This is a genomic window from Acinetobacter sp. 251-1 (genome assembly GCF_030329305.1).
GTDB classification, from domain to species: Bacteria; Pseudomonadota; Gammaproteobacteria; order Pseudomonadales; family Moraxellaceae; genus Acinetobacter; species Acinetobacter piscicola_A.
Genome location: NZ_JACANS010000001.1, coordinates 64,561 through 76,884, shown reverse-complemented (window position 1 = coordinate 76,884; position 12,324 = coordinate 64,561). Strand labels below are relative to the sequence as shown.

Sequence of the window (12,324 nt, the reverse complement as noted above, 5' to 3'; positions counted from 1 at the left end):
GAAACGTAGCGTATCGTTTGGTGCAGGGATGATGGAAATTGAAAAAACCGCCCGCCGTAAACAATGTATTTTGGATGCAGTGGTGGAAGCTTTAGAAGAGCATGATTATCGTAAATTCACGATTGAGGATGTGGCTTTGCGTTCAGGTGTTGCTAAGTCAACGATTTATCGTTGGTGGAAACACAAGTCCGATTTAGTTTTTGAAGCCTTTAAAGCCTATACCGCTTCGATTTTTGACATGGATTTCTCACAAAGTCTACAATTCAATTTAGAGCAACAATTATTAAAATTAGCCAAAGCCTTAGATCATCAAGTCGGACGTGCTTTATTGGTGGTCATGGCGGAAAATCGAGAAGCAGCAGGTGAGTTTTTTCAGCAGTATTTATTGCCTAGACGAGAAGAAACACGAAAGCTGATTCAGTTGGCAATTCAACGGGGTGAAATTTGTGAACATTATCCATTTGAATTGATGCTTGATAGTATTTATGCTCCGATTCATTATCAAATTATTTTCTTTAATAAAATGCCTGATGCTGCCTATATTCATGATTTGGTCGCATTGGCTTTAGCACCTATTCAAACAATAAAAACACAGGTGCAAGTATGAATCGCATGGTTGCAATACAGCCTGAAAAACTGTGGAATAGAAACTTTATTTTATGCATTTTTAATAATTTATTCTTGTTCACTTACTATTTTGCATTTTTAACCATTTTACCTGTTTATATTTTAAAGTCTTTGGGGGGCTCTGTTCAGCAAGCTGGTTTAGCCCTGACATTATTTTTAGTGTCTTCTATTGCGATTCGTCCATTTTCAGGCTTAATCATTGAAAAAATAGGGGAAAAAATCGCCTTTCGAGGTTCTGAATTATTATTCGTGCTTTGTGCTTTTACGTATTTGTTTGCAGATAATTTATGGATCTTATTGGTTGTTCGCTTTATTCATGGGATTTGGTTTAGTGTTCTCACGACAGTTGCCGTGCCCATTGCCAATGAATTTATTCCTGAACAACGTAAAGGTGAGGGCATGGGCTATTATGTGATGTCAACCAATTTGGCTGTGGTATTTGGTCCATTGATTGCTTTAACTGTTTTGCAATATGCTGATTTTATAACGGTTTTTCAAGTCTTGACTGCAATTATTTGTGTTGGTTTTATTTTTTGTTTAATGATTCCTTTAGCATCAAACTCTGCTGTTAAAAACCAAAAAACAACGCTTCAAACGCGTGTGCAGTTTTCAGATATTATTGAGCAACGTGCTGTACCTATCGGTTGTGTGGCGTTACTGGTTGCATTTTCTTATTCAAGTATTATGAGTTTTATTACTGCCTATGCGGAAATGCAAAATTTACTGCAATATGTCAGCTTATTTTTTATTATTTTTGCGTTGGCGATGATTATTGTACGCCCTTGGGTTGGGAAAATTTACGATCGTAAAGGGGCGAGTGCTGTGATTTATCCATCTTTTGTATTTTTTGCAATCGGTTTAGTGATTGTCAGTTTTGTACATTCACAATGGATTTTGTGGCTAGCAGCAGTTTTTATTGGTATCGGTTATGGTTCATTATTTCCATGTTTTCAAACCGTTGCCATTCAAGCTGTACCCAAAGAGCGAATGGGGTATTCGATTTCAACTTTTTTCACTTTGTTTGATTTTGGTATGGCAGTTGGTTCAGTGGTTATGGGCTTGATCATTGCTTACTTGGGTTATCAATTCACATATCTTTTTTGTGCAGTGATTGTACTCATGACCATGTTGTTATACAAAATGAGCGTTGCACCAAAACTAATTTCGGCAAAATAGAAGGCTAAACCTATGGAATTACGTCATTTACGCTATTTTGTAGCAGTGGCAGAGGAATTAAATTTTACGAAAGCTGCACAAAGGATGTTTACAGTTCAGCCTTCTTTAAGTCAACAAATCAAAGACTTAGAGCAAGAGGTTGGTGTGCAACTGTTGATTCGTTCCAACCGAAAAGTGGAGCTCACTGAGGAAGGGCGGGCATTTCTAAAAGAAGCATTGCTCAGTTTGGAACATGCGGAAAAGGCAATTTTTGATGCACGTCAGATTGCTAAAATTCATAAAGATCAACTGAATATTGGCTTCGTTCCTGTGGCTGAAATGAAAGTTTTTCCGTATATCATGCCCAATATTCGGGCACATTTTCCTGATATTAAAATTGATTTTCATAGTTTGACTGATTCTGATCAGTTTAAAGCATTGCGTAAAGGGGAAATTGACATTGCTTTCACACGTTATCTTGGAGATGACGAGGAGTTTGAAAGTATGCAGGTTTTTCAAGAGCCTTTGACTCTGATTATTCCTAAAGATTCACCTTTTGCACAACAAAAGCATGTCGGGATTAAGTCATTTAATCAGCAAGATTTTGTCATTAGTGATGAAGATGCATCGCCACAACTACATAAAATTATTCAGGATTTTTTCAAGCAATCAAAATTAAATGTCAATGTGGTACAGAAGTCGACCAATATTCTACTCAATGTCAATCTGGTGGGGATGGGCGTGGGGTGGAGTTTGGTTCCTGCCTATGTGATTCCCTTATTGGGTGATAAGATCGTGGTGAAAAATACGCTTGAGCCGTTGCCGATGATTGGTTTATATGCAAGTTATCGTAAAGATCAAAAGAATGAAGCCATTGATTTAATTTTAAAAATTTTAAAAGAGCAATTTTATATGGAGATGTTTTGACGGGTGCCATGGTGAGTTTAGTTTTAATGATGGAAATGAGTTCAAACCATGTTCAAAACGGATGTTAAACCTAACTCAGTCAAATGTAGCTTGCTTGCAAGCTGTATCAGTCATTAGGCAGCACTTGGCGATTTAATAGCCGCCAAGTGAAACCTGAAAATTTGCTTATTGATCTTTTAATTTCTGATAGCTTTCTTCTGACAATGTTTCGACAGACCAATGCGGTGTTGCATCATTATTCATTAAACTAAATTGATAAAATTTATGTGGATAGTCATTGGAATAGTTTTCGGTATTTGAAAGATAGTCTGACTGCACAATAAATTTTGTGTTTTCTAGCCATGTTGCAGCAGAGAAGCCAATATTATTTTCACTCTGAAACTGTGGAATGGTTTTAACTGCTTCAAAAATGAGTTGAGGATTATGCTGGTCATCAAGCTGGTAAATATTGAGCTCATTGTCAGTATAACCCGCTTCTAAGTCACTATTAATGCTCAGCATGTATTTATAATCTGGACTAAATGTGGGTAGACCTGACAGACTGGTTTCACGACCTGTTTTTAAATTGAGCACGCTATAACTTGAGCCTTCATAATATTGAATATGTAGAAGTAAAGAATCAATCGCCGGATATTCATTGACCACAGTATAAGCACAGACTTCACAGTAGTCAGGATGATCTTCTTTGCCTCGACTTGGCATATATTTTTTAATTGTGCCATCAAAAAATTGAATACTAATACCATCGCCAATTTTTTGGATTAAATCAGGATATTTAGAACGAAGTTGCTCTTGTGCATAAGCATAACATTGTAGGGAGTCTTGAGGACATAAAGGTCCTGCCTCATCACTACGCATAAAGCGTGTGCTATCGAAAGTATTTTTTGAAGGTTGTAGTGAAATACTTGCTTCCGTTTGGTTTGATGAGGCATTTTGTTCGGGTATGGCTTTTGAACAGGCTATGAGTGTGGAAATAAATGCAATTAAAATAATTTTTTTCATAAGAATAAAAGGCTTAATTTGAATGATGATATTATGCTTAAATTTAGTATTCAATACAGCTTTTTATTTACAGAAGTCTGTTGAGGTGAAAAATGAATAACGTCAATGTGTAAAACAAAAATGAAATACAGAGGAAGGGATGAATTACATTAAAAGAATCACCATGTTTGAAACATGGTGATTCTTGCACATGATCAAAATATTGCTGTGTTATTTCGCATGGAGTTTGCTAAATAATTGCTGACTGACCGTATTCATGGTTTGTGGAATTGCTAAAGCTGCAACAAAGCGGTCAGGACGTAAAATGACGATTGCTTGATCTGTCTTGCCGAACCACGAACGAATCTCGGTACCGATATCACCAATGGTAATCACACCATCATGGATTTTACGTTTTTCATTGTCTAACTGAACGGCAGGCAATACTTGGATGAATTTAACCCCTAACGCTTGCCATTTTTTCATATTGGCTTCGTTGATGCCCCATTTCGGATCTACACCCCAAGCGATTACGGCAAAGTCATTGCCAATCACTTCATCAAGTAAAACGGTTTGACCATTTTCAAGTTGAACCTGTGGTTGGATAAACATTTTGCCTACAGGTGAGTCTTTATGACCATCTGCAAGTAAAGCACCGTCATGATACTTAGGCATTGGTTTAAAACGCATTTCCAATAGGTATTGTTTAATTGGTTTGATGTAGTTCAATGCGTAGGCAATACCATCACGAACAAAACCTTGCCATTTCTTTGGTGGAGCAAGTACATGACCTGCCATCACAGAAAGGTCGATCATGGCTTTGGCATGGTCTTTACGTTCGACTTGGTAAGAGTCTAATAAATCAGGCGTTGCTTTACCTTGCACAACTAAAACCATTTTCCACGCTAAGTTAAAGGCATCACGCATACCGCTATTATAACCCTGACCTTGCCATACTGGCATGATGTGTGCAGCATCACCAGCAAGTAAAATACGGTCTACACGGAATTTATCTGCGATACGTGCATTATGGGTATAGACACGCTGACGAATCACTTCGATCCCATCGGTCGTAGGTAATACTTTAGACAATAATTTGGCAATATTTTCAGGCTTGCTCAGTTCTTCTTGAGTTTCACCCGGCATGACCATAAATTCAAAACGGCGGATACCATGAGGTAATGCTGCAGACACATAAGGACGTACAGGGTCACAACACAAATAGATGTGTGGTGTTGCCAATGGGTCATTTTCAATGTCAATGACAATCCATTGATTTGGTGCTGTTTTACCATCAAAACCAATATTTAGAGTACGACGTACAATTGAGTTACCGCCATCACATGCAATCAAGTATTGCGCATGAATAACTTCTTTGTCGCCATCTTTATTTTGGATGTTTAAGGTTACACCGTTGGCATCTTGGCTAAACTCATTCAACTGACGAGAGAATAAAACTTGCGCCCCTTGGTACTGTTTTAAACCTTGCAGTAAAACGCTGTCGACTTGCGGTTGAATAAATGCATTACGACGAGAGAAACCAAACTCACGGGTCAATGGTTGAATATCCGCAAAACAGCGACCTTTCGGTGTAAGAAAGCGCATCGCATGGTTCGGTGTAGTATGAGGTAATACTTGATCTACCAAACCCAGTGATTGAATGGTACGCAAAGATTCATCATCGATCCCAATGGCACGAGGGTAATCAATCAGACTGTCGAGCTGTTCAACCACAGTGACTTTTACGCCCTGTTTACTTAAGTAGTTAGCAATGGTTAAACCCACAGGACCTGCACCTAAAATAGCCACTTCAGTACTGTAGTCAATCTTTGAACGCATAGCGATGGTTCCATTCAAATCACAATATGGGGCTATTAATGACTGAAATATAGGTCTAAGCCTAGCTATGCCATAGTGGAAAGCTAGTCGAATAAAGTGCAGTAGATAATCTTTATTTTTATTTAAGTTTTTGAAAATGATAAATAAAATTATAAATTTAGTATAGGTTTATTAAATCTAATCATTATAAATATCTATGATGAAGCATGTGGATCATTTTAAATCATAAGCATTGATCAAGGTACATCGATTAAAATATTGGCAGAAAATGATGAGTGAGAACAATACTAAAATACTTAAGTACAAAAAAACCAGATCGCAGCTTGATCTGGTTTTTTTAAAGCTAAGCGGACTTAACTTAAATTGTTATCTTGAGGGAGGTCAACACATTTTATTGGTTTGCTTGTGGAGCAGCAGGTACTGAACCTTCAACAGCACTTTCAGTTGCTGGCTGTTCAGATGATGGTTGTGCAGCAGCAGACGCATCTTCAGTTGTTGTACCTTCTTGTGTTGATACAATGACTTTTTCAGCTTCATCAGCCGCTTTTTCGGTAGCAGCAAAAGAAGCAGTTGCAGCAGTGAGAGCAAAAGTTGTTGCAAGTAATGTTTTAACGAGTTTCATTTTCGGCATCCTTATTCATTTAAAAATAACTCCCAAGATTTTTACATTGTCGAGTAGATTGAGTAAGTGACAACAATCATTGGGAACGAAAATTATGCTAAGTGCTGAATGAAATTTAGGCAACCTTCTAAACAAAGGAAAACAGTTTGGGTTACGAAGCAGACATAAATCGCTAACTTTTGTGTACTTCATGTGAAAAATAATGCATTTTTTGCCCTTAAAATGTATGTAAATATGACAAGTTGCTTAAAATATCGTCTAAAAAATTACTTAGCTTTAACAAAATGTCCCTGATTTCTGCCATATTCAATAGGTTTTAGGAAAACTAATAACACAAAATAAGCTGTTGATATGTATTTAAAAGATATAAAAATAAAGCATTTAGCGCATGATATATAAGATTCAAACAATTATTTTATGATGAAAAAGATTGACTTAGCACGAAGAGATGGTTTTTAAAATATTCAGCGATGAATCTATACACGATACACTCTACACTAAGCTTGAAAATGAAATTTTATGCATGATTGAGTATGCTTCTGTGAAAATTATGACGACTGTCACAGTCAAAACCCACATTATTTCTGGTTTTTTGGGTGCAGGAAAAACCACTTTGTTACAGGCATTATTGGTACAAAAGCCTGAACATGAAACATGGGCAATTCTGATGAATGAATTTGGGGAAATTGGGATTGATCAACAATTATTACCCAATGCACAAGGCTATGAAGTCAAAGAACTCCTTGGTGGCTGTTTGTGTTGTACGAGTCAATTACCCATGCAAATTGCATTATCACGGTTGATTCAAGAAAAAAAGCCTGACCGTTTATTTATTGAACCTACAGGCTTGGGGCATCCTGCGCAGCTTATTGAACAGTTGACTGAACCCCATTGGCAGTCACAAGTGAATATGCGGGCTTTGCTTACCGTGATTGATGGCTCACGTTTACACGATACCGATTGGATTTCACAGGATTTGTATCAAGATCAGCTCAAAGCAGCGCAAATTGTGTTGGTGTCCCATACAAACAGTATGTCTGAGGTTGATCAGCGTGTATTGAGCGATCTAAAAGATGAATATTTGACTGGCATCCAAACGTGGATCATGGCAGAGCAGGGCAATATTCAAATTGAACAAATAGATATACCCCACCGATGCATTCAACGTAAAATTATGCCATTGATTCATATACAAAAACAATTTTCAGCAGATGAAGCTTTGCCTGAAATCAAACAATTTCCATATCACTATGTTGAATCTTCCAATGGCTATACTGTTGCAGGTTGGAAATTTTCCAAACGTTGGCAATTCGATTTTTATGATCTATTAGATGTACTGTGTGAGCAAGAAAATTGGTTACGGATTAAGGGTGTTTTTAATACCAATCAAGGTTGGATGACCTTTAATTTTAATCCTGAGCAACTCAACTATAAGTCAGGTGCAGAAAATATTGATAATCGAATAGAAGTCATTACGCAACATGATCGAGATTGGGCAAGTTTGGAAAGTGCGATTTTGCACTGTCGCATAGATTCAGCCGAAAAAACGCAGTAAAGGTTATTAAAATCTTATAGACTAGCGCCATATTTGAGAACTTGAATTTTTGGATTTTTCATGGCGTTAAAAGCAACGATTTATAAGGCAGATTTGAATATTGCCAATATGGATGTACATCAATATGGTGATTATCAACTGACCATGGCTTTGCATCCTTCAGAAACCATTGAACGTCTCATGGTGCGTGTGTTGGCATATGCGCGTTTTGCCGATGAAGGTTTAGAATTTACCAAAGATTTATTTGAAACGGATGAGCCGGCACTGTGGGAAAAAGACCTGACAGGGCAGTTGGTACAATGGATCGAAGTGGGGTTGCCTGATGAAGATAAAGTCAAAAAAGCGGCTGCACGTTGTAAAAATGTGGCTGTAGTGGCGTATGGTTCAGCTGTTGCCGAATGGTACAAACGCAGTTCAAAATTAAAAACATTGTCTAATGTACATGTTTGGCAGTTGTCTGAAGCAACCACTGAGGCAATTCAACACCTTTGCCAACGTACCATGCAATTACAGCTCAATGTAATGGATGGTGAATGGACCTTAATTGGTGACACTGCCCAAGCTGTGATTGAGTGGACACAGTTGCAGTAATCTTCGTTATATCAAACGAATATAGAGATTGAATCAAACATTTAAATGCGGAGCAAAGTAATGACAGCTGAGTTAGAGATTATCGATTTAGTGGTGGGTGAAGGTAAAGAAGCGGTAAAAGGTGCTTTAATTACCACACATTATACGGGCTGGTTAGAAGATGGAACCAAGTTTGACTCTTCACTTGATCGTGGTAACTATTTTGAAACTGTGATCGGTACTGGGCGTGTGATCAAGGGGTGGGATCAAGGAATCATGGGAATGAAAGTGGGCGGTAAGCGTAAATTGATCGTGCCGTCACATTTGGCATATGGCGAACGTAAAATGGGTAATATCATTCCTGCAAACTCAAACTTGATTTTTGAAATTGAATTATATGATGTCAAAACACGTGACTAAACGTGTGATTGGTATTGCAGTTCATAAAAACTCTAAGCATCGCTTGGAGTTTTTTTATTAGGTGCGAAGAAAATTGAGCATGTTGAAAACAAGTAAGCAAATCGTAAAAATTGTGAGCTTTATAGTGGTTAAGTGTAGGACATAATCTGCAAATAAAACAAAACTTTCATTTTAATATTCATTTCAGAATTATATTTTATAAAACATCCCATGAAGAATGTTTGCTTGACCTCTGCTTCAATCGCTTAAATGTTGTTGCTATACGAATAAAGTAGAAAAGTAATGATATCTCAAGATTTTAAATGTTGAATATAATTATTTTCAAGTAAATATCTATAAAATCAATGAGCTGGAAATTTATGTTGAATCGTTTTTCTAAACCCATCGTTGCATGTTTGACCCTGTTGGCTGCTTCTATGAGTGCTATTACCCATGCGGGCATGCATACACCTGATCGAAATTTACTGACGATCATTGGTTATCATGAAATTACCGATCATGAACGTGCATTGATTCCACAATATGCGATTAAATCTACACAATTTGCCGAGCAGATTCAGTCATTAAAGAAAGATGGCTTCCACTTTATCAGCGTAGACCAATTGATTAAAGCCAATCAAGGTTCATATAAATTACCGAAAAAGCCGTTATTACTGACCGTCGATGATGGTTACCAAAGCTTTTATAAATATGCTTATCCGATTGTAAAAGAAAAACGGGTTCCTGTGGTATTGTCTGTTGTAGGCTCGTGGATCGAAACGCAAGGTCAACAAGTCAGTTTTGGTGATCAAAAAATTCCACGCAGTGATATTTTGACGTGGGCTGAGTTAAAAGAAATGCAAGACAGTGGTTATGTTGAGATTGGTAACCACAGTTATGATTTGCACCGTGGCATATTGGGCAATCCTCAAGGAAATTCTGAACCTGCTGCAACGACACGGTTGTATTCTCCAGAAAGCAAAAGTTATGAGTCTGATCAAGCTTATGCAACACGAATTTATACCGATCTAAAGAAAAACAATGAAGTTTTACAAAAACATGGTATTCGTAGTCCTCGGGTGATGGTGTGGCCTTATGGACAGTACAACATGAAAACAGTCGAAATTGCGAAGCAATTGGGTATGCCAATCACCATTACGTTGGATGATGGGGGGAATAATGTGAAGCAGTCCCTCAGCCATTTGAATCGGATTTTGGTCGAAAGTGATACCACTCGTGCAGATTTATTAGCAGATATTAAAACCCGTGAAATGGGTTTAAATGATAATAATCGCGCACAAAAAATTATGCATGTCGATTTAGACTATTTGTACGATCCTGATCCAGCACAAGAAGAAAAAAATATCGGACTCTTGCTTGATCGTATTCAAGCCATGAAAGTCAACACAGTGTACTTACAAGCTTTTTCTGATCCAGATGCAGATGGTTCAGCAGATATGGTATATTTCCCGAATCGCTATTTACCGATGCGTGCAGATTTGTTTAATCGGGTCGCATGGCAAATTCAGTCCCGTACTCAAGTGAACCGTTTATATGCATGGATGCCGCTTTTGGCGTGGCAATTACCTGAAAATAATCCGGTATCTAAGCATTTGGTGGTGACGCAACAAGCGAAAACATCTGATCATTTAAATATGGGCTACCATCGTTTGTCGCCATATTCACCTCAAGCGCGTGAAGTGATTCGTGGAATTTATGAAGATTTGGCGAAGTCGTCCAATTTTAATGGTATCTTGTTCCATGACGATACCACACTGTCAGATTATGAAGACAGCAGTGATTATGCGCTGAGTGCATATAAAGCTGCGGGGATTTCAACTGACCTAGAGGCTATACGTCAAGATGAAGCACAATTGCAAAAATGGACAGCATTTAAGACCAAAACGATTGATGATTTTGCTATGCAGTTGGCAGATGAAATCCGTTATTACCATCCTTATTTAGTGACAGCACGTAATCTTTATGCTCAAGTGGCTTTAAATGCATACTCAGAAAATTGGTATGCGCAGTCTTTAGAACAGTCACTTAAACGTTATGATTTTACCGCCATTATGGCAATGCCTTATATGGAGCAGGCTGAAGATAAAGAGAAATTTTTTAACGACCTTGTCAAACGGGTGAAGTCTTATCCACAGGGTTTGAAGAAAACTGTCTTTGAGTTACAAGCGACGAATTGGAGAAATAATCAGCCAGTTCCAACACAAGAGATGGCAGATACGATAAAATCACTTTATCAACAGGGTGCAATGCACATTGCCTATTATCCTGATGATCCTTTCAAAAATCATCCAGACCCAAAAATTATGCGAGATACCTTTGGTTTAAAAACCAATCGTCTTGTTCCTTGATAGTATTTATATGAAATTTTTACAGCATTTTTGGCATATGGCTTTGGATTTTGTGTTTTTCTATCCATTATTCATGTCGTATCTTTGGATGATTGGCGCTGTGATTTTCTTCCGTAAAGAGAAGAAAGAACCTGCTTATGATCAACCAAATCCTCTGCCCACTTATCCTAAAGTGGCAGTGCTTGTCCCTTGCTTTAATGAAGGTGACAATGCAGAAGAAACTTTAAGTCATGCGCTTCAGTTAAATTACCCACATTTTGAGGTGATTGCCATTAATGATGGAAGTTCAGACAATACTGCACAAGTCTTGGATGCTTTGGCAGCCAAATATGAAAAGTTACGTGTGGTACATTTGGCACAAAATCAAGGCAAAGCGATGGCATTGCAAGCGGGTAGCTTGCTCACAGATGCAGAATATTTGATTGGGATTGATGGCGATGCGTTATTAGACCCCCATGCTGCGATGTGGATGGTACGTCATTTCTTAGCAGACAACTCTGTTGCTGCTGTTACAGGTAATCCAAGAATTCGTACCCGTTCCACTTTACTTGGGCGTATCCAAGTCGGTGAGTTTTCTTCGATTGTGGGTTTGATTAAACGCGCGCAGCGTAGCTTTGGACGCTTGTTTACGGTCTCAGGCGTAATCACTGCTTTTCGTAAAAGTGCGGTGCATGATGTGGGTTATTGGTCACCAAATGCTTTAACCGAAGATATCGATATTACATGGAAATTGCAACGTGCAGGGTGGAATATCCATTTTGAACCCAATGCTTTGGTTTGGATCTTAATGCCTGAAACTCTAACAGGCTTATGGAAACAACGTTTGCGTTGGGCAATGGGTGGTGCACAGGTATTGATTAAAAATATCGATGTTGTTTTTAAGCCTAAACTGAATTATTTGTGGCCACTGATTTTAGAGTTGGTATTAACCTTAGTTTGGTCGTATCTCATGCTTGCTGTTGCTGTGATTTGGTTACTGCATTTTATTTTCCCAATCTCAGGTCTGAGTCAGACAGCAAGCTCACCATTTTTACCTTATGGCAGTGGAATTCTTTTAGGTTTAAGCTGTTTACTTCAGTTTGCTTTAAGCAAATGGATGGATAGTAGGTATGAACCAAATTTGCTCAAAAATTATTATTGGATGATTTGGTATCCCTTTGTTTTTTGGTTAATTACATTAACAGCAAGCATTATCGCATTTCCGAAAGTTTTGCTCCGTGGTAGTGGCAAGCGTGCACGTTGGATCAGTCCAGATCGTGGGATGCGTTCTTAATGGTCTT

At 38.0% G+C, this 12,324-nt stretch carries 11 protein-coding genes; 8 read left to right on the top strand and 3 right to left on the bottom strand.

Features of this window, described 5'->3' with window-relative positions; genetic code table 11:
* Positions 1–28: 28 nt before the first annotated feature.
* Genes HX129_RS00370 through HX129_RS00360 form a run of 3 tightly spaced genes read left to right on the top strand, consistent with a single transcriptional unit; the run spans position 29 to position 2,709 of the window.
* Positions 29–607: a TetR/AcrR family transcriptional regulator gene (locus tag HX129_RS00370; RefSeq protein WP_130073873.1), complete on the top strand. Its 579-nt coding sequence runs from the start codon at positions 29–31 to the stop codon at positions 605–607.
* 5 nt (positions 608–612) lie between these two features.
* Positions 613–1,803, top strand: coding sequence for an MFS transporter (locus HX129_RS00365; RefSeq protein WP_416332287.1), 1,191 nt, complete (start codon positions 613–615; stop codon positions 1,801–1,803).
* 12 nt (positions 1,804–1,815) lie between these two features.
* Positions 1,816–2,709 (top strand): LysR substrate-binding domain-containing protein, encoded by an 894-nt coding sequence (locus tag HX129_RS00360; RefSeq protein WP_180046037.1) that lies wholly within the window; start codon positions 1,816–1,818, stop codon positions 2,707–2,709.
* 165 nt (positions 2,710–2,874) lie between these two features.
* Here the strand turns inward: HX129_RS00360 and HX129_RS00355 are convergent, their stop codons facing one another.
* From HX129_RS00355 to HX129_RS00345, 3 genes are all read right to left on the bottom strand, one after another.
* Complete coding sequence (locus HX129_RS00355) at positions 2,875–3,711, bottom strand: hypothetical protein (protein ID WP_180046035.1); 837 nt, start codon at positions 3,709–3,711, stop codon at positions 2,875–2,877.
* A gap of 210 nt (positions 3,712–3,921) precedes the next feature.
* Entirely contained in the window at positions 3,922–5,529 is a 1,608-nt protein-coding gene (locus HX129_RS00350) for a bifunctional 3-(3-hydroxy-phenyl)propionate/3-hydroxycinnamic acid hydroxylase (RefSeq protein ID WP_286435883.1), read from the bottom strand.
* A gap of 391 nt (positions 5,530–5,920) precedes the next feature.
* Positions 5,921–6,151, bottom strand: coding sequence for a hypothetical protein (locus tag HX129_RS00345; protein ID WP_286435881.1), 231 nt, complete (start codon positions 6,149–6,151; stop codon positions 5,921–5,923).
* A 541-nt stretch (positions 6,152–6,692) separates the two neighbouring features.
* Here HX129_RS00345 and HX129_RS00340 point away from each other — a divergent pair.
* From HX129_RS00340 to pgaC, 5 genes are all read left to right on the top strand, one after another.
* A complete protein-coding gene (locus HX129_RS00340) occupies positions 6,693–7,706 on the top strand; it encodes a CobW family GTP-binding protein (protein WP_286435952.1) in 1,014 nt (337 codons plus the stop codon).
* Between the two features lie 60 nt (positions 7,707–7,766).
* A complete protein-coding gene (locus HX129_RS00335) occupies positions 7,767–8,297 on the top strand; it encodes a YaeQ family protein (RefSeq protein ID WP_130073867.1) in 531 nt (176 codons plus the stop codon).
* 60 nt (positions 8,298–8,357) lie between these two features.
* Positions 8,358–8,696 carry an FKBP-type peptidyl-prolyl cis-trans isomerase gene (locus HX129_RS00330; protein WP_130073866.1) on the top strand — a complete coding sequence of 113 codons (339 nt, stop codon included), beginning with the start codon at positions 8,358–8,360 and terminating at the stop codon, positions 8,694–8,696.
* Between the two features lie 359 nt (positions 8,697–9,055).
* Positions 9,056–11,044 carry a poly-beta-1,6-N-acetyl-D-glucosamine N-deacetylase PgaB gene (gene pgaB / locus HX129_RS00325; RefSeq protein WP_286435879.1) on the top strand — a complete coding sequence of 663 codons (1,989 nt, stop codon included), beginning with the start codon at positions 9,056–9,058 and terminating at the stop codon, positions 11,042–11,044.
* A gap of 10 nt (positions 11,045–11,054) precedes the next feature.
* The gene (pgaC, locus tag HX129_RS00320; protein ID WP_130073028.1) at positions 11,055–12,317 is read left to right on the top strand and encodes a poly-beta-1,6-N-acetyl-D-glucosamine synthase; all 1,263 of its coding nucleotides are present in this window, start codon (positions 11,055–11,057) and stop codon (positions 12,315–12,317) included.
* Positions 12,318–12,324 lie beyond the last annotated feature (7 nt).

Coding starts and splice junctions, on each gene's coding strand:
- pgaB (WP_286435879.1), top strand. CDS start 9,056: ATGTTGAATCGTTTTTCTAAACCCATCGTTGCATGTTTGACCCTGTTG.
- HX129_RS00345 (WP_286435881.1), bottom strand. CDS start 6,151: ATGAAACTCGTTAAAACATTACTTGCAACAACTTTTGCTCTCACTGCT.
- HX129_RS00355 (WP_180046035.1), bottom strand. CDS start 3,711: ATGAAAAAAATTATTTTAATTGCATTTATTTCCACACTCATAGCCTGT.
- HX129_RS00365 (WP_416332287.1), top strand. CDS start 613: ATGGTTGCAATACAGCCTGAAAAACTGTGGAATAGAAACTTTATTTTA.
- HX129_RS00330 (WP_130073866.1), top strand. CDS start 8,358: ATGACAGCTGAGTTAGAGATTATCGATTTAGTGGTGGGTGAAGGTAAA.
- HX129_RS00360 (WP_180046037.1), top strand. CDS start 1,816: ATGGAATTACGTCATTTACGCTATTTTGTAGCAGTGGCAGAGGAATTA.
- HX129_RS00335 (WP_130073867.1), top strand. CDS start 7,767: ATGGCGTTAAAAGCAACGATTTATAAGGCAGATTTGAATATTGCCAAT.
- pgaC (WP_130073028.1), top strand. CDS start 11,055: ATGAAATTTTTACAGCATTTTTGGCATATGGCTTTGGATTTTGTGTTT.
- HX129_RS00370 (WP_130073873.1), top strand. CDS start 29: ATGATGGAAATTGAAAAAACCGCCCGCCGTAAACAATGTATTTTGGAT.
- HX129_RS00350 (WP_286435883.1), bottom strand. CDS start 5,529: ATGCGTTCAAAGATTGACTACAGTACTGAAGTGGCTATTTTAGGTGCA.